This window comes from Natronococcus occultus SP4 (genome assembly GCF_000328685.1).
Classification (GTDB): domain Archaea; phylum Halobacteriota; class Halobacteria; order Halobacteriales; family Natrialbaceae; genus Natronococcus; species Natronococcus occultus.
This window is the reverse complement of the sequence record NC_019974.1, coordinates 653,501-672,673: the sequence shown is the minus strand read 5'-3', so window position 1 is coordinate 672,673 and position 19,173 is coordinate 653,501. Positions and strand designations below refer to the sequence as shown.

General features: G+C 68.2%; 21 protein-coding genes. 9 read left to right on the top strand and 12 right to left on the bottom strand.

From position 1 onward, the window contains the following. Positions 1–69: 69 nt before the first annotated feature. Genes NATOC_RS03355 through NATOC_RS03345 form a run of 3 tightly spaced genes read right to left on the bottom strand, consistent with a single transcriptional unit; the run spans position 70 to position 2,907 of the window. The gene (locus NATOC_RS03355; protein ID WP_015320009.1) at positions 70–1,389 is read right to left on the bottom strand and encodes a D-aminoacyl-tRNA deacylase; all 1,320 of its coding nucleotides are present in this window, start codon (positions 1,387–1,389) and stop codon (positions 70–72) included. Between the two features lie 47 nt (positions 1,390–1,436). Continuing rightward, complete coding sequence (locus tag NATOC_RS03350; protein ID WP_015320008.1) at positions 1,437–1,904, bottom strand: NUDIX hydrolase; 468 nt, start codon at positions 1,902–1,904, stop codon at positions 1,437–1,439. A gap of 52 nt (positions 1,905–1,956) precedes the next feature. After that, a complete protein-coding gene (locus NATOC_RS03345) occupies positions 1,957–2,907 on the bottom strand; it encodes a calcium/sodium antiporter (protein WP_015320007.1) in 951 nt (316 codons plus the stop codon). Positions 2,908–3,010: 103 nt separating this feature from the next. Here NATOC_RS03345 and NATOC_RS03340 point away from each other — a divergent pair, with 103 nt between their 5' ends. The 6 genes from NATOC_RS03340 (at position 3,011) to NATOC_RS03315 (ending at position 8,585) form a co-directional block, all read left to right on the top strand. Then, positions 3,011–3,811, top strand: a complete 801-nt coding sequence (locus NATOC_RS03340) for a shikimate dehydrogenase (RefSeq protein WP_015320006.1) — start codon at positions 3,011–3,013, stop codon at positions 3,809–3,811. A gap of 76 nt (positions 3,812–3,887) precedes the next feature. Next, on the top strand, positions 3,888–4,622 hold the full coding sequence (locus NATOC_RS03335; RefSeq protein ID WP_015320005.1) for a helix-hairpin-helix domain-containing protein: 735 nt from the start codon (positions 3,888–3,890) through the stop codon (positions 4,620–4,622). A gap of 114 nt (positions 4,623–4,736) precedes the next feature. Then, complete coding sequence (locus NATOC_RS03330) at positions 4,737–6,365, top strand: anthranilate synthase component I family protein (protein ID WP_015320004.1); 1,629 nt, start codon at positions 4,737–4,739, stop codon at positions 6,363–6,365. Then, positions 6,358–7,044, top strand: coding sequence for an anthranilate synthase component II (locus NATOC_RS03325; RefSeq protein ID WP_015320003.1), 687 nt, complete (start codon positions 6,358–6,360; stop codon positions 7,042–7,044). The genes NATOC_RS03330 and NATOC_RS03325 overlap by 8 nt, the downstream gene beginning before the upstream one ends. Then, a complete protein-coding gene (locus NATOC_RS03320) occupies positions 7,041–7,907 on the top strand; it encodes an aminotransferase class IV (protein WP_015320002.1) in 867 nt (288 codons plus the stop codon). Before NATOC_RS03325 ends, NATOC_RS03320 begins: the two co-directional genes overlap by 4 nt. Before the next feature lie 324 nt (positions 7,908–8,231). Next, the gene (locus NATOC_RS03315; protein WP_015320001.1) at positions 8,232–8,585 is read left to right on the top strand and encodes a hypothetical protein; all 354 of its coding nucleotides are present in this window, start codon (positions 8,232–8,234) and stop codon (positions 8,583–8,585) included. A 32-nt stretch (positions 8,586–8,617) separates the two neighbouring features. On the opposite strand, the gene NATOC_RS03310 is transcribed toward NATOC_RS03315, so the two are convergent. Together NATOC_RS03310 and NATOC_RS03305 are read right to left on the bottom strand one after the other, a co-directional pair. Further along, positions 8,618–8,803 carry a hypothetical protein gene (locus NATOC_RS03310; RefSeq protein WP_015320000.1) on the bottom strand — a complete coding sequence of 62 codons (186 nt, stop codon included), beginning with the start codon at positions 8,801–8,803 and terminating at the stop codon, positions 8,618–8,620. A gap of 77 nt (positions 8,804–8,880) precedes the next feature. After that, on the bottom strand, positions 8,881–9,963 hold the full coding sequence (locus NATOC_RS03305) for a saccharopine dehydrogenase family protein (RefSeq protein ID WP_015319999.1): 1,083 nt from the start codon (positions 9,961–9,963) through the stop codon (positions 8,881–8,883). Between the two features lie 84 nt (positions 9,964–10,047). Here NATOC_RS03305 and NATOC_RS03300 point away from each other — a divergent pair, with 84 nt between their 5' ends. Continuing rightward, positions 10,048–10,464, top strand: coding sequence for a Rieske (2Fe-2S) protein (locus NATOC_RS03300; RefSeq protein ID WP_015319998.1), 417 nt, complete (start codon positions 10,048–10,050; stop codon positions 10,462–10,464). On the opposite strand, the gene NATOC_RS03295 is transcribed toward NATOC_RS03300, so the two are convergent. Both NATOC_RS03295 and NATOC_RS03290 read right to left on the bottom strand, forming a co-directional pair. Then, positions 10,461–10,826 carry a DUF7344 domain-containing protein gene (locus NATOC_RS03295; RefSeq protein WP_015319997.1) on the bottom strand — a complete coding sequence of 122 codons (366 nt, stop codon included), beginning with the start codon at positions 10,824–10,826 and terminating at the stop codon, positions 10,461–10,463. The two genes, NATOC_RS03300 and NATOC_RS03295, sit on opposite strands and share 4 nt — an antisense overlap. Before the next feature lie 135 nt (positions 10,827–10,961). Continuing rightward, positions 10,962–11,252 carry a transcriptional regulator gene (locus tag NATOC_RS03290; RefSeq protein ID WP_015319996.1) on the bottom strand — a complete coding sequence of 97 codons (291 nt, stop codon included), beginning with the start codon at positions 11,250–11,252 and terminating at the stop codon, positions 10,962–10,964. Positions 11,253–11,348: 96 nt separating this feature from the next. Here NATOC_RS03290 and NATOC_RS03285 point away from each other — a divergent pair, with 96 nt between their 5' ends. Together NATOC_RS03285 and NATOC_RS03280 are read left to right on the top strand one after the other, a co-directional pair. After that, entirely contained in the window at positions 11,349–12,323 is a 975-nt protein-coding gene (locus tag NATOC_RS03285; RefSeq protein ID WP_015319995.1) for a sugar phosphate nucleotidyltransferase, read from the top strand. Between the two features lie 199 nt (positions 12,324–12,522). After that, a complete protein-coding gene (locus NATOC_RS03280) occupies positions 12,523–13,206 on the top strand; it encodes a helix-turn-helix domain-containing protein (RefSeq protein WP_015319994.1) in 684 nt (227 codons plus the stop codon). 77 nt (positions 13,207–13,283) lie between these two features. On the opposite strand, the gene NATOC_RS03275 is transcribed toward NATOC_RS03280, so the two are convergent. The 5 genes from NATOC_RS03275 to NATOC_RS03255 all read right to left on the bottom strand — a co-directional run bounded on the left by NATOC_RS03275 (position 13,284) and on the right by NATOC_RS03255 (position 18,852). Next, positions 13,284–14,009: a diphthine--ammonia ligase gene (locus tag NATOC_RS03275; RefSeq protein ID WP_015319993.1), complete on the bottom strand. Its 726-nt coding sequence runs from the start codon at positions 14,007–14,009 to the stop codon at positions 13,284–13,286. Positions 14,010–14,068: 59 nt separating this feature from the next. After that, positions 14,069–15,358, bottom strand: coding sequence for a DUF373 family protein (locus tag NATOC_RS03270; RefSeq protein ID WP_015319992.1), 1,290 nt, complete (start codon positions 15,356–15,358; stop codon positions 14,069–14,071). Between the two features lie 37 nt (positions 15,359–15,395). Further along, a complete protein-coding gene (gene sppA / locus NATOC_RS03265) occupies positions 15,396–16,391 on the bottom strand; it encodes a signal peptide peptidase SppA (RefSeq protein ID WP_015319991.1) in 996 nt (331 codons plus the stop codon). Between the two features lie 68 nt (positions 16,392–16,459). Next, positions 16,460–17,761: a carboxylate--amine ligase gene (locus tag NATOC_RS03260; RefSeq protein ID WP_015319990.1), complete on the bottom strand. Its 1,302-nt coding sequence runs from the start codon at positions 17,759–17,761 to the stop codon at positions 16,460–16,462. A gap of 209 nt (positions 17,762–17,970) precedes the next feature. Next, positions 17,971–18,852, bottom strand: a complete 882-nt coding sequence (locus NATOC_RS03255; RefSeq protein ID WP_015319989.1) for a coiled-coil protein — start codon at positions 18,850–18,852, stop codon at positions 17,971–17,973. Positions 18,853–19,173: the final 321 nt, after the last annotated feature.

The window sequence follows — 19,173 nt, the reverse complement described above, 5'->3', positions numbered from 1 at the left end:
CGACTCGAGAACGGGTGGACCGGCGGACACGGCCGAACAACCAAGGACTTCCCTCCGGGATCGAACCGGTCAGAACTCGAACCGGTGGGTTCGCTCGCGGTGGACGGCCTCGGGGTCGATCTCCTCGCCGTTGACCGTTACCGCCTCCCCGTCCGCAAGCGCGCCGAACGCCGGCCCCTCGGAAACGCCGAGGGTTCGGGCGAGCTCGGGGTCGAACGCCAGCTCCTCGGCGACGACGGCGTCGTCCTCGACCGCGACGGTCTCGAACTTCGCCTCGAGGACGCCGGCGACGGCCTCGATAAGCTCCCGTTTCGCTCCGGAGTCGGGGAGGGCGACACGGCTCCCAACGCGGCTGCCGGCGTTTTCGGTCTCGAAGGCGACCGCGTGGCGTTCGACCAGCTTCCGGACCCGGTCGGGGTCGATCCCCTGGGCGGTCTCGAGCAGGTCGGCCGGCAGCTCGCGAACGACGAACGCGTCCTCGCGGCGGTCGCCGAAGCGAACGCCCTTGGCGACGCGACCGAGCTCGGACTCGACTGCGTCGACGAGTTCGAGCGAGCGATCGCCGACCGCGCGCAGCCAGGTCTCGCCGACGATCCGGCGATCGAGGTCGGCCAGGACGTCCTCGAGGACGGGCCACTCGCCGTCGAGCACCGCCAGTTCGGCGCGGCTCGCCTCGAAGGCGCGCTCGATGACCTCGCGGTGGCTCTCGGGGTGGCCCATCGACTCGAGGGCCCAGTCGGCGGCAATGTGGCCGACCGCCCACTCGGTCTCCTCGACGATCCGCTGGAAGCGGGGCGCGTAGTGGTTGCCCCCGAAGCCGACGACCTGCCTGGATCGGTGGGCGTCGACCCCCCGGAGGTCGAGGATCGCCCGCGCGACGGCCGCGGCGCCGTCAGGGTCTGCCCACTGGGGCTCGTCGCTGCCCAGCTCCGCAAACAGCGACGGACAGCCGACGTCGCTCGGACCGTGGTGGGTACACTCCATCCCGACCTCGTACTCCTCGGGCGCGTGGGTCTCGAAGGCCGCGAGCAGCCGGGCGAGGGCGTTCGGACAGGCTGCCGCGAGGGCGTCGTCCTCGCCGCCGAACTCGGCCGAGCCGAAGCTTCCCGTGAAATGTCCCGTCAGCAGGGCACCGGTGTCCCCCGAGTGCCGGGAGGCAAACACCAGCAGCTCCGGGTCACAGTCGAAGGCTTCGGCGGGACGGTCGAGCTCGAGGTGGAGGTCGTCGAACGAGCGCAGCTCGGCGTCCTCGAGCCGGTAGTACGTGCCGCCGCCGTCGCCCGCAGGACGGGCGTCGTCCTCGCGTTCGGTCCAGTCGGCGAGCTCACGGAGCTGCTCGCAGATGTGGACGGAGGCGCTGTCGGCGCGGCTCTCGACGATTGCGATCACGAGAACCGTTCGGTGGCGGCGCCTCGAATACCCTCCGCTTTCGTCCCTCAGTCGGAGGCGACGCGTCGATCGGGGCCGGCCGTCGAGGATGGCAACAGGCCGACGTAGTCGTCGAGATCCAGCGCGAACTTGCGGTCGCCCGTCGGCTCGATCCAGCTGAACTCGAACTCGGCACCGTGCTCGTCGCCGCCGTCTTGGACCGTATGCGTCCAGCTGTCGCGGGGCTCGTGGACGGTCGCGTGGAAGAAATGACGGACGTAGTACTTCGGCGGGGACTGGTATCGCACCCAGATGTCAGTCGTGAGGTGGTCCGTTCCCTGCAGCGTCGCCAGACCGCTCTCCTCGCGTACCTCGCGGAACAGCCCCTCTCGAGGGGATTCGTCGCCCTCGAGGGTGCCCTTCGGAATCTGCAGGCCTTCATGCCCCGGCCCTTCGAAGACGAGCAACTCGCCCGTCTCCCGGGTAATGTACGCACAGGCCTTCCCGACGTACGTGGTTTCTTCCGTTTCGCTCATACGTTTCGTACAATGGGTATTCCGTAAAGTCCACTCCCAAATCTTTTGGGTGCTACGGGAGGAGCAGGTAAACGAAACCGAGGTAGGCCGCGAGGAGGGTCGCGCCGTCGAGCCGGGAGAGACGACGCCCGTACCCCATCATTGCGACCAGGAGAACGGTAAAGCCGACCAGCATCGGAAGCTCGAACCGAAGCGTGCTCGGGGCGATCTCGATGGGCGTGATCAGCGCGACGATCCCGAGCACCGCGAGGACGTTGTAGATGTTCGAGCCGACGACGTTCCCGATGGCAAACCCCGTCTCGCCGCGGACGGCGCCGACGACGGAGGCGGCGAGTTCGGGTAATGAGGTGCCAAGCGCCAGCACGGTGAGCCCGACGAACAGCTCCGAGAAGCCGAGTTCGAGCAGCAGGTCGGTGCCGCCGGCGACGAGCCACCGCGAGCCGACGACCAGCGCGAGCAGCCCCCCACCGACGAGTGCGAGGTCCCGGGCCGAGACCCCGTCGCGGTCGCCGGCCTCGGGTGTCTCGTCGACGGGCATCGGATCGGCGTTGACGTAGTACAGCAGGTAGGCGGTAAATCCGGCAAGCACCAGCAGGAAGATCGCGCCCTCGAGTCGTCCGATTCGGCCGTTCACGCCGAAGGCGGCGAGCAACAGCGCCGCGAACACCATAAACGGGACGTGGCGTTTCATCACGGTCTCGCTGACCGACAGCGGCTTGATGAGCGCGGCGACGCCCAGCACCAGCCCCACGTTGGCGATGTTCGAGCCGAGGACGGCGCCCAGCCCGATGTCGGTCGAGACGTCGAGGGCGCCGATCGTCGCGACGAACAGCTCGGGGGCGGTCGTCGCGAACGCGATCACGGTCACGCCGACGGTCGCCGCCCGGAGCCCGATTCCCAGTGCGAGGCGACCGGCACCGGCGACCAGCAGCTCGGCCCCGGCGTACAGCGCGACGACCCCGGCGACCAGCAGGAGCAGCGAAACCCCGGTTTCCGACAGCATGGCGACCGCTACTCGCGAACGACGGATAAGCGACCCGGAACCGGACGGTGGGAAACGCTGCCGGAGTCACACCGGTTATCCCTGCCGCGCGGCGAGTGAGCCCATGGACGTGTACGGACTGATCGGCAACCCCGTCGGTCACTCGCTGTCGCCGCCGATGCACGAGGCGGCCTACGACGAACTCGGTATCGACGCCCGATACGTCACCTTCGAACCCGCCCCCGACGAGCTCGAGGCGGCGATCCGCGGCGCCGAGGCGCTCGGCGTTTGCGGACTGAACGTGACGATCCCGTTCAAGCGGGACGTCCTCGAGTTCGTCGAGCCCGACGAGCTGGCGGGTCGGATCGGCGCGGTGAACACGATCGACTTCTCGGGCCCCGAGCCGACCGGCCACAACACCGACGCTGCCGGCGCCCTGCGGGCTCTGCGCGAGGACGGCGTCGTCCTCGAGGACGCCGACGTCCTCGTGGTTGGGGCCGGCGGCGCCGGGCGGGCGATCTCGTTCGGGCTCGCGGACGCCGGGGCCGCGGTGACGATCGCCAACCGCACCGCTTCGACGGCCCGCGAGCTCGCCGCCGACGTTCCCGGCGCCGACGGGCGGGGTCTCGAGGACCTCGGGGACGTCCTCGCCGACGCCGACGTCCTGGTCAACGCGACCAGCGTCGGGATGGAGGAGGACGCGACGCCGGTGCCAGCCGAGGCTCTCCACGGTGAGCTGGCGGTGTTAGACGCGGTGTATCGCCCCCTCGAGACCCGCCTGCTTCGGGACGCCGAGGACGCCGGCGCGACGACCGTCGACGGGGCGTGGATGCTGCTCTACCAGGGCGTCGAGGCGTTCGAGCTGTGGACGGACCGAACCGCCCCGGTCGAGGAGATGAACGAGGCGCTGCGTTCGCGACTGTAGCGTTCGGCCGCCGAACCTGTCGTTCAGCTCGGGTATCAGGCGAATTTAAGTGCCGTGAGTCAACTATATCCAGCTAATGGCAATCCTCCAAAAGCTGAAGTCGCTGTTGGGGTTCGACGACTCTGACCCGGAGCGTGGGGACAGCCGGGACGTCGGGGTAACGGTCGAACGAGAACGAGAGGCCGATCCCGACGAGGAGTCGGCGGCCGCTGGAACCACGGCATCGGCGTCGACGGGGTCGATGACCGAGGCCGACGACTCTCCGCATACGGCGGCGGAACCGGCCGAGGCGACGGGACCCACCCAGTCGGACGCGACGCCGACCGAATCGAAAGCACCCGGAGAGGCGGGCGTCCGGGACGAGGAGCTCGTCGACGACGCCGAGCCGGAAGCCGAGGACGTCGAGCTCGAGGATCCGGCCGAGTCGGACGACACGGACGAGGACGGAGCCGAGAACGAGCCGGTGGCCGAAAGCGAACCGGCGAGCGAGCCCGAACCGGCCGACGACCCCGCGGCCGAGAGCGAGGACGCGGTCGACGAAGACGTCGTCGACGAGGCCGAACCCGCGGCGGCGTCCGACGGGGAGGACTCGACTGCAGCAGCCGACGACGACGCCGATTCCGCCGAGGTTCCCGACGAGCCGGTCGACGTCATCAAGGGAATCGGTCCCGCCTACGCCGACCGGCTGGCCGACGCGGGCGTCGAAACCGTCGCCGAGCTCGCCGACGCCGACGCCACCGTCCTCGAGTCCGAGACCGAAATCTCCGAGAAGCGCATCCAGGGCTGGATCGACCGCGCGAAAGTTCGCTGAGACGGACCGATTTCTCCGGGCCCACCCGGTCAGCACGGACCCGAATCGATCGGCTGCAGCCGCCCGAACCGATCGAAACCGTACACTGATTAGGCCAACGCCCCACCCTGGGGTATGAGCGATCCGCGCGTCGTCACCGCGGTCGACGCCGTTCGCGCCGCCGTCCGCGAGGAGTTTTCGTCCGGCGCCACGGCCGTCCGCGTTCCGATCACCGTTCGACTCGACGTCTCCGATCCCTTTCTCGCGTACCGCCGAGCCCGCGACGATTCCGGGGGCATCTACCTCGAGACCACCGGCGGCCAGCCCGGCTGGGGGTACTTCGGTACCGATCCCGTCGACGGGCTCACCGTCGGTCCAGAGGCCGTCGGACTAACCGACGGCGAGTCCCCGACGCTTGCCGCCCTCGAGGGCGTCCTCGACGGTGAGTCGCTCGCCCGCGGGGAGTGTTCGATCCCCTACCCCTGTGGCGCCGTCGGCTGGCTCTCCTACGACATCGCCCGCGAACTCGAGGAGCTCCCCGAGTCAGCGGTTGACGACCGTGGCCTGCCCCACCTCGAGGTCGGCGTCTACGACCGACTGGCGGCCTGGGAGGAGCCGACCGACGACGCCAAACCGACCGAGCTCCGGATCGCGGCCTGTCCGCGCGTCGAACCCGGCGACGACCTCGAGGACGCCTACGAACGGGGGCGGGAGCGGGCCCTCGAGCTCGCCCGGGCGTGTCTCGGCGGCGATCCCGAAGTCGGCGCCCCGCCCGTCGCGACCGACGAGGCGACATTCGAGAGCGACTGCGGCCGCGAGGCCTTCGCCGACCGCGTGCGGCGGGTCAAGGAGTACGTCCGGGACGGCGACACCTTCCAGGCGAACATCTCCCAGCGGCTGGCCGCGCCCGCCGCGGTCCACCCCGTCGCGGCCTACGACGCCCTGCGTCGGGTCAACCCCGCGCCGTACTCGGGGCTGCTCGAGTTCCGCAGCGCCGACCTGGTGAGCGCGAGCCCAGAGCTGCTGCTCGAGCGCGGGGCGCCACGCGCCCCGGAGTCAGCGAACGGACGGCGAGGCGATGGAACCGCCTCGAACGAGACGTCCTCGAAGTCTCGCGGTCCGCGAGGCGGTGAGGCCACGTTCCTCCGGACGGAGCCGATCGCGGGCACCCGTCCCCGCGGAGCGACCCCGGAGGAGGACGAGGCCCTCGAGGCCGACCTGCTCGCCGACGAGAAAGAACGTGCCGAACACGCGATGCTCGTCGACCTGGAGCGCAACGATCTGGGGAAGGTAAGTGAGTACGGCAGCGTCGCAGTCGAGGAGTACCGCCGGATCGACCGCTACTCGGAGGTGATGCACCTCGTCTCCGACGTCACCGGTCGGCTCCGCCCCGATCGGTCGCTCGCCGACGCGATCGCGGCGATGTTCCCCGGGGGGACGATCACGGGCGCGCCCAAACCCCGGACGATGGAGATCATCGACGAACTCGAGGCGACCCGTCGGGGCCCCTACACCGGCAGCGTCGGGCTCTTCGGCTTCGACGGGCGGGCGACGCTGAACATCATCATCCGGACCCTCGTCCGCCAGGCCGAGGAGTACCACCTCCGGGTCGGCGCGGGGATCGTCCACGACTCCGATCCCGACGGCGAGTACGACGAAACCCTCGACAAGGCACGGGCCCTGATCACCGCCGTCGACGACGCGCTCGGGGAGCGCGCCGGAATGGGCCTCGAGGCACGCGACGGAGGTGACGGCGATGACTGAGCGAACGCGAATACTGGTCGTGGATAACTACGACTCCTTCGTGTACAACCTCGTCCAGTACGTCGGCGAAGCGGTCGCTGCGACGTCGGCCCGCAACCGGAGCGAGGACGCCGACGCCGTCCTCGTCAGGCGCAACGACGAGCTCGATCTCGCGGACGTCCGCGAGCTCGATCCGACGGGGATCGTCGTCTCGCCCGGTCCCGGCACGCCCCAGGAGGCCGGGATCTCGATCCCGCTGTTTGCCGAGACCGAGTACCCGATCCTCGGGGTCTGTCTGGGTCACCAGGCGCTGTGTGCCGCCGAGGGCGCGCCCGTCGAGCACGCACCCCACGTCGTTCACGGCAAACCCTCACAGGTCTCTCACGACGGTTCGGGGCTGTTCGACGGGCTTCCCGAGCGGTTCCAGGTCGGGCGCTACCACTCGCTGGCCGTCGAGCGAGGCGACCTGCCCGAGAGCCTCGTCGAGACCGCCCGGACCGCCGACGAGCGAAGCGTCCTGATGGCGGTGCGCCACCGCGAGAAACCCCAGCTCGGCGTGCAGTTTCACCCCGAGAGCATCCTCACGCGCGATCCCGGCGAGGACGCCGACGGGGAGATCTCGCTGTCGGTCGGCAAGCGAATGATCGAGAACTTCTGTCGGTTCGCCGCCTCGCGGTCCGACTCGGAGGGCGAGCGATGAGCGACCGACTGTACCACGTCGACGGCGAGCTCGTCCCCGCCGCAGAGGCGACCGTCAGCGTCGACGACCGGGGCTTCCGGTACGGCGACGCCGCCTTCGAGACCCTACGGGCCTACGGCGGCTCCGTCCTCGGGTGGGACGCCCACCGCGAGCGCCTCGCGGAGACCTGCGAGGCCCTCTCCCTGGAGCACGGCCTCTCGGGGGGCGACCTGCGGGCGAGAATCGACGAGACCCTCGACGCGAACGCCCTCGTGGACGCCTACGTCCGCCTCTCGATCACCCGCGGCGTCCAGCCCGGGAAGCTGACCCCTCGTCCCGAGGTCGAGCCGACGGTCGTCGTTTACGCCAAACCGCTCCCCCGCGGCGGGCTCGAGGGCGACCCCGTCTGGGACGAGCCCGCGACGGTCCGCAGCGTCGAGACCCGACGGATCCCCGACGCAGCGCTTCCCTCTGGCGCGAAGACGCACAACTACCTCAACGGGATCCTCGCGCGGACCGAACTCGAGGACGCCGACGAGGCCCTGCTCTCGACGGTCGAGGGCGATGTCGCCGAGGGCGCCACGAGCAACCTGTTTTTCGTCCGCGACGGCTGTCTCCACACACCGACGACCGACGCCGACGTCCTGCCCGGGATCACCCGGGCGACCGTCCTCGAGCTGGCCCGGGGGGCAGGGATCGAGGTCGAGGAGGGACGGTACGGCCTCGCCGACGTCCTCGGAGCCGACGAGGCGTTCCTCACGAACCGCACCTGGGAGCTGCGACCGATCGACGTCCTCGACGGGGTCGAACTCGGGGGCGGCCCGGTGACCGAGCGGCTCTCGGGGCTGTACGACGAGCGCGTCGAGGAACGCTGTTACCGGTGAGCCGTTCTCCGGGCTCGTCGCCCGCCGCGAACGGCGATCGGAAAGAAACACCCGATACTGGGGATATGGCCGTAGATTAGCGGCCGAAACGGATAGTATGAAGGGGGCTGATACTACAGAACGATCCGATGCGACGCTACTGTTTCCTCTCGAACGCGATGGGTCGGGAGCGACTCTCCGAAAAACAGGATCCGTTCACCCGAGGACGCGATCGGCCGTCCCCCGAACGTGCGAGCGTCCCGCAACGCGGCTCTGGACGGTCGGACCGAAGCGTCCGAGAGCGATCCCGGGGACACGACCGGAGACGAAGAGGTGAGCCGAACGATGGGTGAGGACGAAGTCCCCCACAGACGCGTCGAACCGGACGATCCGGTCCCCGGGGTTATCTGGTGTCTCGTCGACGCGACGGGCCAGAACCGGGTCGTCGGGACGTTTCTCACCCGCAAAGCGGCGAAGGAGGAGGGCGTCACGAAGGCGAAGGCACGGGACCTGACGACGGAGGACTTCCCGGTCGTCGCGGTTCACTACAAGGATCTCCATGACCTATACAGGGCGCTTTCGGGTGGTATTCGCGAGGACGTCCTCGTGCCCACGTCGGACGGGTTCCAGGAGTTTCGCGCGTACATGGAGTCGGACGAGACGGGCGCCGCGGAGTCGGCAGACGATTCGAACTCCTGAGAGCCGCGAGCCCGGAGGGTCGAACCGCGTCATCAGACTCGGGGAAGAGAAACCCCGACGAGCCGATCGGCGGCGGTTAGCCCGATCCCGCCGCCGATCGCCCCCGGAAGGTAGCGAATCGGCTCGAGCCGACCGAATAACAGGAGTTCGATGACGGAGATGGAGAGAAACGCGACCAGCGTCCAGCCGACGACCGTGCGAGCGAACGGGGCGACCATCGGGTCGTGCCGACGGATCGAGACCCAATAGTCGTTCGGAACGACGGCCTCCGTTCCGCCCGAGCCGACGCTCCCGCTCAGTCGGCGGGCTCGAGCGTCGACGCCGCGCTCGACTCGAGGACGTCCAGTCCGACTCCCGCAAGCTCCGTGACGAACTCGGCGCCGAACGCGGTTGCGGGCGTCCGGAACCCGGCCTCGAGACCGTCTTCGAGGACGCGCTCGGCGGCGCTGACCGCGGCGTCGGCCGTCAGCGCGTAGGGGTTGGGCGTCGATAGCCGCCCGATGGCGCGCCCGCCGTCCTCGTCGGCAACCTCGCCCCAGACGGTCGCGGAGCCGGTCGCGAGCGTCTTCCCGTCGGGACCGTCCACGAAGGCGTCGATCGCGCGGGTCGCCGCCCGTTCGATCGACGGGCGCTCGAGGAGCCAGCGCAGCGAGTCGGCGGCCGACAGCAGCGGCTCGCTCCACTCCGGGACGGCGCCGTAGACCTCGATGGAGCCGATCCCGGTCGTGTGGGCTGCGGTGACGACGTCGCCCATCGGGATCGTCACGGCGTGTTCGGGGCCGTCGCCGAAGTCGATCTTTCGACTTCGGTAGGCTGCAGGGACGGTGAGCAGGCGTCCGTTTCGGCGGACGACCCCGCCCTGGCCGGCGAGTTCGACGAACGTCCGTGCGGTCCCCGGCGAGAAGCCGTAGTCGCTTTTGATCCCTAGCCGGAGCCGATCTGCCGTCGGCAGCTCCTCGTGGAGCATCGCCGCCAGGCAGTCCGTCGGAACGACGTCGAAGCCGACGCCGGGCAGGATCCCGATCCCGGCCGCGCGGGCGGTCTCGCCGTACTGGCGAAGCCGTTCGAACACCGGGAACTCGCCGGTGACGTCGAGGTAGTCGGTGTCCGATTCGAGACAGGCCAACACGAGTGGCTCGGCGGTGCGCTCGAACGGCCCGGCGCAGTTCAACACCGCGTCGAACTCGCGGAGCTCGTCCTCGAGCGGTCCTTCCGAGAGGTCGAGCACCCGTCCCTCGAGGCCGAGGTCGGCCGCCTGCTCGGTGACGCTGTCGTGGTCCCGGCCCGCGAGCGTCGGCGAACCGCCGCGCGCTACGGCCTCGCGCGCGATCAGCCGGCCGGTGTAGCCGTACGAGCCGTAGACGAGGAGGGAGTCCATGGCAGCCGTTGGGGACTCGGCCTGTTAAAACTCCGTCAGACGGTCTCGAAACGTTCACGACGGTTGACTCGTAACCGGGAATCGATGGCGGCTACACAGCGGATTACGACCCTCGAGGACGTCCCCGCGGAGTCGACGTTTCTGTTTCGCGTCGCCGACGAGCTGGGCGACCAGCAGGAGGCGATTCTCGTCGCGACCGAGGACGGCGACGTCGCTTGCTGGCTCAACTACTGTCAGCACTTCACGCATATCAAACTGGACAAGGGCGACGGCGCGCCGATGCGAGACGGCGAGGTGATCTGTGCCAACCACGGTGCGTACTTCGAGGCCGGCTCCGGCGAGTGTACGTTCGGCCCCTGTGAGGGGGCGTACCTCTCGGCGCTCGAGGTTACCGTCTCCGACGGATCGGTCTATCTGACCGACGACGAGTACGAGTTCGTCGGTCCGGGCCCGATCGACGACGGCGACGATCTGACCTCGACCTCGAACGTCGAGTTCTAGCGACACTCGAGCGGGTGCACCAGATCCCGCTCCTGGTCGTACTCGATGAGGCCGGCCTCGACGAGCCGCGGCATGTGATCGTGGTACAACGAGATGTAGACGTTCGCGACCCGTTCGGCCGACAGCTCCGTCACCTTGCGGCCGCTCTCGCGGACGGCGACCTCCTCGGCGGCGTCGGGGAGGGTCAGCTCCTCGCCGTAGGTGCGCATGACCTCGAGCAGCAGCCGGCGGCGCCGATCGGCCAGCAACTCGAGACAGGCGTCGACGTCCTCGGGGCCCTCCTCGCGGTCCTCGAGCCACTCGAGGACGGCAAGGGCGAGCCCGGGAGAGTCGAGATCGGAATCGGAATCAGAGGTGGACATACGTATGTTGCGTCGGGCCCCGCGCCGGCGGCGTCCGTCGCGGACCGGCGATCCGCCCGCTCGAGGCGTCGATATCGGATCCTTGCCACGGCGACAGATAGGCGTGTCGAAACCGACGCGACGGTTCGTCGCCGGCTACTCGATCGTAAACGCGGGTTCGTCGACGGCCTCGCTCTTGCAGTCGGGACACCGCGACGGACGGTTCAACAGCTCGTCGAAGTCGTCGAACCCACACTCCCGGCAGGTCGGGGGCGCGACGAGAAACTGCTCGTCGCCGCCCTCAACCGACCGCGAGACGTGCTCGAGGTGGCGAACGATCGTCTCCGGGGTCAGCTCGAACTGGACCGCGAGCTCGCTCGGGGTCGCCGGCTCGGCTCGGAGCGCGTCGGCGAGTCGCTGTCGGGTCGTCTCGTCTGCTTCCCGCATACGTAGGGGGATCGTCCGGACCGGCATATGTGTTTCCCGACGCCGTCGGGGTGTACAGGGACAAACCACTTACGTCGCGTCGGTGAAATCGGGTGCATGAAAGCCGTCGTTCTTGCAGGCGGGTACGCGACACGGATGTGGCCGATCACGAAACATCGTCCGAAGATGTTCCTCCCGATCGGCGACGCCACGGTTATCGATCGGATCTTCGCTGAACTCGAGGACGACGACCGGATCGACGAGGTCTACGTCAGCACCAACGAGCGGTTCGCCCCCGAGTTCGAGTCCCACCTCGCCGACAGCGAGTTCGAGAAGCCGACGCTGTCGGTCGAGGAGACCACCGAGGAAGACGACAAGTTCGGCGTCGTCGGCGCGCTGGCCCAGCTGATCGACCGCGAGGACGTCGACGACGACCTGCTGGTCGTCGCGGGCGACAACCTGATGAGCTTCGACCTCTCCGCGTTCGTCGACGACTTCTTCGAGCGGGAGGCCCCGACGCTTGCGGCCTACGACGTCGGCTCAAGGGAGAAAGCGACCTCCTACGGGCTGGTCGAGCTCGAGGGCGATCGGGTCGTCGACTTCCAGGAGAAACCCGACGATCCCAACAGCACGCTGGTCTCGATCGCCTGTTATGCCTTCCCGCAGGGGTTGCTCTCGCTGTTCGACACCTACCTCGAGGGCGATAACAACCCCGACGAGCCGGGCTGGTTCGTCCAGTGGCTCCAGGACCGCGAGCCGACCTACGCCTTCACCTTCGAGGGGGCGTGGTTCGACATCGGGACCCCCGAGAGCTACCTCGAGGCCGTCGCCTGGCATCTCGAGGGCGAGTCGCTGGTCGCCGAGTCAGCCACCCTCGAGGACGCGACGATCGGCGAGAACGTCCACGTGATGGACGACGCCACGCTCGTCGAGACCGACCTCGACCACGCCGTCATCTTCCCGGAGGCGACCGTCGAACGCGGGACCGTCCGGCGGTCGATCATCGACGAGGGGACTCGCATCGAGGAGCTGGATCTCGCCGGCGCGCTGATCGGCGCGCACACGACGATCACGAACGGGTCGGACGACTGATCGCGATCCCGGCCTCCCGGGCGCGCCGCTCGGATCCTCGGACAGCTCCCGGAGCTGTCCGGGGCCGTCCTCGGCTTCGGCCTTCGTCTCCTCGAGCGAGTCGACGATCTCCGCCGGCAGGTATCCGGGGAACGGATTCGGAACGCGCCGGCGGGGTGGCTCCCGGTTCACTTATGACACCGCGAGAAAAGTAAGTTCTATGAGTCTGTTCGGGGAGTTTCGTATTCCGGCCGACGCGTTCGCGCTCCACGAGACCCTCCGGTCGCTACCGGAGCTGGTCATCGAAATCGAGCGCGTCGTCGCCGCCGACGAGGTGCTCACGCCGTACCTGTGGGTCTCGGGCGTCGACCACGGCGCGTTCGAACACGCGACCGACGCCGACCCGTCGATCCGAAACGTCGAACACATCGACGACTACGAGCGCTCGATGCTGTACCGCGGGGAGTGGGCGTCGGATGTCGACTCGCTTGTTTATGCGTACACGGAGCTCGGGGCGACGATTCTCGAGGCGTCCGCACACCGCGACGAGTGGGAGCTTCGAATGCGGTTTACCGATCGGGAGAGTCTCGACGAGTTCCAGTCCTACTGCAGTGAGTTCGATGTCCCCTACCGGCTCACGCAGCTGTTCGCCCGCGCACACTCCCGGGGCGTCGGCCAGTACGGGCTGAGCAAGAAACAACACGAGGCGCTGGTGACCGCCTGGGAGATGGGCTACTTCTCCTCGCAGTCTGTCTCGCTCGCGGACGTCGCCGACGAGCTCGGAATCACGCCGCAGTCGCTGTCCGAACGCCTCCAGCGGGGCCACCAGGCGCTGATCGAGAACGCCCTGGCGGTGACGCCGCCGGGCCAGGGACCGCGGGAGTCCTCGATGCCGGCCGAGTAGGACAGCACCTTCGTTCGGTCGAACCTCTTGAGAAAAATCTGGACCCGCTCTCTCCGCTCACTCGCGGTTCGGGACGCTCACTCCAGTCGCGCGTCGGTCACTCGCAGCGTCCCGCGAGTCCCGTCCCACTCGGTCTCGTACGCGAGATCGATGCGACGATCCATATGCGGGCCGTCGACGACTAACGTCTCGAACTCGCCACCCTCCCCCAGAACGTGGACGCCGTACTCCCGGTTGAGTTCCTCGAGCTCCGCAAGAGCGTCCGCGTCGATCGTGCGACCGAGCCAGGACTCCTCGAGGCCGTAGGCCGCGACCCGGATGATCCGAATCTCGAAGCCCGCGGCGAGCATCGCGTCGGCGAGCTCGCGGGGGTCCTCGCGCCACAGCGGCGCGAACAGATCGCAGTCCAGTCGCTCGCACATCGCCTCGATCCGGCTGGTCTGGTACTCGCTCTCGACAGCGCCGGCGGTCACGCCCGCGATCCCGCCCGGGAGCTCGGCGTCGAGCTCCCGCAGAGCCGCCTCGAGGGGTTCGAGCTCGTCGTCGCCCTGCACACTCGAGTCGGTCGCGGTATCGGCTCCGAAGTCCTCGGGTTCGACCTCCAGCAGCGGAATGCCGATGCTCTCGGCGGCCAGTCCCGCCAGCTCGGTCGCGGGAACGTGGTACATATAAGAGTCGCCCGTCGGGTGGACGGTGACGAGCCGTTCGACGTTCAGCCCCCGTTCGAGAGCCCGGTACAGCGCCCACGCCGAGTCCTTGCCGCCCGAGAAGAGACTGACCCAGGCGCCGTCTGCGTCGCTCATACCGACACCTGGACCGAGAGAACTATAGGGGTGACGAGTTCCAGGCGCTACCGCTACTGCTACCGGGGGTAGTCGGGACCCGATCCGTCCTCGTCGCGCGTCGAGTTCTCGGAGTCGGCGTCCGCGTTCGTGTTCGCGTCCGACCCGGCGTCGGACCGCCACTCGTCGATTCCCTGGGGACCGCCGTCGGTGAGCCCCGACTCGGACGTGACGTCCTCGAGGACGGTTCGGTCGTCGTCGCCGCTGAAGGTCGCGGCGACCTTGGCGCCGACGAGACTGATGACGATCGCACCGAGGACGTAGACCGCCAGCCGTTCGCCGGCGGTGATTCCGAAGCTGTCAATCGAGAGCACGCCCAGCTCGATCGCGGGCACCTGAACCGAGTCGATCGCCGCCTGCTGCTCGAGGAAGTACGCCGAGAACCCCCGAACGACCAGCCCGACGGCGACGACGATAAAGGGCAGGTTGAGATAGGAGCTGCGGATCGGCTCCTCGCCGATCGCCTCGTCGAGTAGCCGTCCGGCACTCGCGGTCAGGGCGGCCGCGGCGAGCCAGGGGGCGCTGTCGAAGGCGAACTGCACCGCCGGGAGCGCGATCCCGGATGCGTCCTCGAGGTTCGAGACGCCCAGCACGCCGACGAAGATCCCGACGAGAGTGAGCCCGGCCGCGACGGCGTAGGTGACGACCGAGACCTGCCCGGAGTACAGCGACTCGCGAACCCGGTGGGCGAGCCCGGTGACGAGCTCGTCGACGTTGAAGCCCTTGTAGAGCAGGAAGAGGCCGATTACGGTCGTGATCGCCGCGGCGCCTTCCGCGGGGCCGACGAACCACGCGAGCATCGGAAACACCAAAAGCGTCAGCCCGATCGGGACCAGCACGGTCTGGCGCAGCTCCTCGTCGGCCAGGAACTGCTTGAGCAGGTAGTACGTCGACTCGATGTCTCTGGCCTGGCGGACGACCACGCGGTCGACGGAGTCGACCCGGACCCGGCTCTCGACGATTGGCACCAGCCGCTCGTCCTCGGCGCTGTCGATGACGACGACCGCCGACTCGGGGTCGTGAGTCGCCATCAGCTCGTCGAGCTGGCTCGCGACCGATCGGTCTGCCGACACCATCGACTCGCGGTCCCCCGAGACGACCGCAACCACGACGTCCTCGCCGTCGTCGCGGAGGTCCTGGGCGACCCGGAGCGTCTCGAGCAGCGAGTTGACGCCGGAGTCCTCGGGGTCGGCGAGGCCGACGTCGGTCACCAGCGCGCGAACTGCCTCCCAGCCGACGACGGGCGACCGGAGCCCGGTCTTGCGCCCGACGTCGTCGGTCCGGTCGAGACAGACCACCAGCGTTGTCACGGTAGGCGTTCGATCCCGTGCGACGATAAAACCACGGCTAGAATCGCAGCCGGAACTCGCGGTCGCCGACGACGCTTGCGATCCCGGCGCCGAAGGCGTAGGCGAGGCTCCGGGCGCCTCCGCCGACGCGGGCCATCAATGGGCGCTCGGGCTCGAACTCCTCGACGGTCACGTCCTCGCGGTCGAGCCGATCGGCGAGCTCGTCCTCGATCTCGCGGCGAGTGCCGAGCTCGTCGACCAGCTCCATCTCCGCGGCCTGTTCGCCGAGGTAGATCCGGGCCTCGGTCTCGCGGACGAACGCCGCGTCGAGATCCCGCCCCTCGCTGACCCGTTCGACGAAGTTCTCGTAGTAGTCGTCGATCAGCCCCTGGAGGTAGGTCCGTTCGTCGTCGTCCATCTCCTTCAGTGGGCTGCCGGCGTCCTTGAACTTCCCCGCGGCGAACCGTTCGTAAGAGAGCCCGACCTTGTCGGCGAGATCGCTGGCGTTGACCCGCGAGCCGATAACCCCAATCGAGCCGACGATCGAGCCGTCCCGCGCCCAAAGTTCGTCGCAGCCGCTGGCGATCCAGTAGCCGCCGCTGGCACAGACGTCGGTCGCGTACGCGATCGTCGGCCCGTCGAACCGTTCGGCGGCGAGTTTGATGTCGTCGCTGGGGACGACCTCGCCTCCAGGGGTGTTCAGCTTCAACAGGAGGGCGTCGACGGTGTCGTCCTCGTCGGCCCGGTCGATCTGCTCGACGATGTCGTCGGCCGGCGTCGACCGCGGACCCGACGGAAAGCGTCCGCCGCCGCCGTCGCGGGTGATCGGTCCCTCGACGGCGACCTCGGCGACGTCGTAGTTCGGAAAGAGGCTGCCGGCGATTGAGCCCGCGATCCGGACCCCGAGGACGACCACAGCCAGCGCGACCAGCACGCCGAGCAGATCGGCGAGCGTGTCGGGATAGAGCACGAACAGCGCCACGCCGATCGCGGCGAACACCGCGGCGCCGACCGCGAGGACGGCGAGTCGACCGATACCTTCGCTACTGACCACTCCGGACACCTCGAGTCATACCCGTGAGTGACGACGCAACCCCGTTAAGGATTGGCGATCCGACGTCGTCACTCGGCGGTGACGCCCCCGGGCGCGTCGGCGGGGTCCCCATCGTCGGGGACTCGTCCGTCGGCGTCGAACCCGGCGGGGAGTTCACCGTCGGGGTCAGCGGTCCAGTCCTCGACCCACTCCCGCAGGACGTTCAGCCCGTCCCGCAGAAACGGGAGCGGATCGTCCCGAACGGCGTAGTCGAACCGGGGTTGACGGACCAGCGACAGCCCGACATCGCGGGCGGCACGCCAGGGTGAGGGGCGCTCGACGGCGGGGTACTCCTCGGCGAGGACGCTGTGGAGGTAGCTCAGCTCCCCTCGAAGGAGGTGGCCACCCAGCCCCGTCTCGTAAGTCGGGTTCCCCGGGATCGGCTCGTCGACCGCCAGCTGCCAGTAGTAAAACGGGAAGTCCGCGCCGGCCTGCACGGTAAAGGGAAGTGACGACCAGAACCGGGGGTTGATCTCCATCAGTTTGAACTCGCCCGTGGTAGGGTCTCGCAGGAACTCGACCATCGCTAGCCCGTGCCACTCGAGTTCGTCCAGCAGCGCCCGGCCGTCGGCCTCGAGTTCGGGGAGGTAGATCGACTCGCGGTAGGCGCTGGGTCCCCCGCAGTACTCCCAGCCCCGGCGCTGGCAGTGCTGGAAGGTCGCGACCGCCTCGCCGCGGTCGTACAGCGCGAAGAAGCCGTACTCCCTGGAGTCGGCGACCCGCTCCTGGACCAGCGGGACATGCCCCCGTCTCTCGATCTCCGCGGCCGCGTTCGGTGGCGTCCCGGGGGTCTGGTAGGCCGTCGAGCCGACCGCGACCCGATCGTACGTCGGGCCGAGGTACTCCGGGGTGGCGACCGAGTAGCGTGGTTTGACGATCGTCTCGCGATCCCAGTCGTCCCACTCGTCGAGGAGGGCGGTCTCGGGGGCGGCGACACCGGCCCGATCGGCCGCTTCGAACAGCTCGATCCGGTCTTGTACCGTCCGGAGCGTCTCGAACGTCGGCCACGGCGTCGCGATCGACGCCGCGAACGTTTCCCGGTGGCGCGCGAGCGTATAGACGTCCTCCTCGCGGACCGGAACGATCGTCTTCACGTCGGGCCGACGGGCAACAGAGAGGAGGGCGTCGCCGTAGGCGGCCAGGTCCTCGCCCGGATCCGGCAGGCGGACGAACTCGTCACAGTACCGCGAGACCGCGCCGGGCGTGGTCGCGGTCTCGGAGCCGACGATCGTCCGGATCCCCCGCGGACGGAGGGAGCGAAGACAGGCGACCGTACTCGGGGCGTCGATCCCGGGTACGAAGACGGCGACGTCCGCGCTGGACTCGTGCATGTACGTCGGGCCACGAGATGGACGCATTGTTATTGCTGAACTACCGGCGCCGGTCAATTTCGACGCGTGAGAATGCGGTCCGAACGGCGCTGTAAGTCGCGGTTACCGGGGTTTTGGGAAACGCGCTCGGCCCGGCGACGAAGAGAGAACAGAATCGCGGCCGCTACCGACAGACACGAACGGCAGCAGACACAGGTTGACGAATCGGCCTACAGCAGTCCCGTCTTCTGGAGCTTCATCAGGTCCTCGGTGTCGAGGGTCTCGCCCTCCTTGAACTTCTGATAGATCTCCTCGGCCTCTTCTTTGGCCTCCTCTTTCTTCTTGTCGCGCTGGGACTTGCGCTCCTCTTCCTCCTGTTTGTCCAGCTCGCGCAGACGCTTCTGGACGCGGACGAAGTCCTCGTGGTGGCGGTCGGCAGCCTCCTGGGCCTCGACGAACTTCTCGTGCATCTCGTCGGCCTCGTCACGGATGTCGTCGGCCTCGCGGTAGGCCTCGATCATCTGGTTGTGGTGTTCCTGGGCCTTGTCCGCAAGCTCCGTGACCTTCTGGTGGTGTTTGGAGGCTTCCGAGCGCACTTCCTCGGCTTCCTCGACGAGCTCCTCTAAGTCCTCGTTCTGGTCGAGCTTCTGCTTGCGCTCCTCGTACTCCTCGCGTTTGGACTCGATCTTCTCGATGAGCTCCTGCTCTTCCTCGCTCGAGAGGACTTCGGTCTGCTGTTTGAACTCGAGTTGCTCGATCTCCTCCTCGAGCTCCTCGAGGTCCTTCCCGTCGTCGAGCTCCATGTCGGATTTGAGCTCCTCGACGCGGTCGAACAGTTCGTTGGCCTCGGCGTTGAGTTCGTTGCGCTTGTCCTTGTGCTCCTGGACCTGCTCGTTTAACTCGTCGCGTTTCTCGCGGTGCTCCTGGGCCTCGTCGACCTTCTCGCGAGTCTTCGCGTTGAGGTCGTCGCGCTCGGAAGCGCGCTCGGAGGCCATCTGGTTCAGCTCGTTTCGCCGATCTCGGAGCTGTCCGGCCTTCTTGATGAGCTGTCCTTTGGAGTTGTTTTCGAGGTCGTCCTCTGTCAGTTCGATGTTTTTCGATTCGTCTACCATGTGTTAGTCAAACCTCTGTGCCATACCCGCACCGGGGAGCGGTCGAAGCGGCTCGTCACCGGCGTCGACCCGCGCGTTCGGCGAGTTGCCGGCTCGTCGCTTCGCCGCATACAGCGTTCGCTCACGACCTGCGAAACCTCGGTGAATAAGATTTCCTGTCATCGATCGTCGAGCGATACGCGCCCCGGTGGCGTTCTGGTACCCACATCTACTGCCGCCGATAATTTAAATGTACCGGTCATCAAACCCGTGAAAACCGTTAGCAGGGGGCGCGTGGAGCGAGCTCGAACGGTTCGGGGAGCACGAAGGAGAGATATAAAT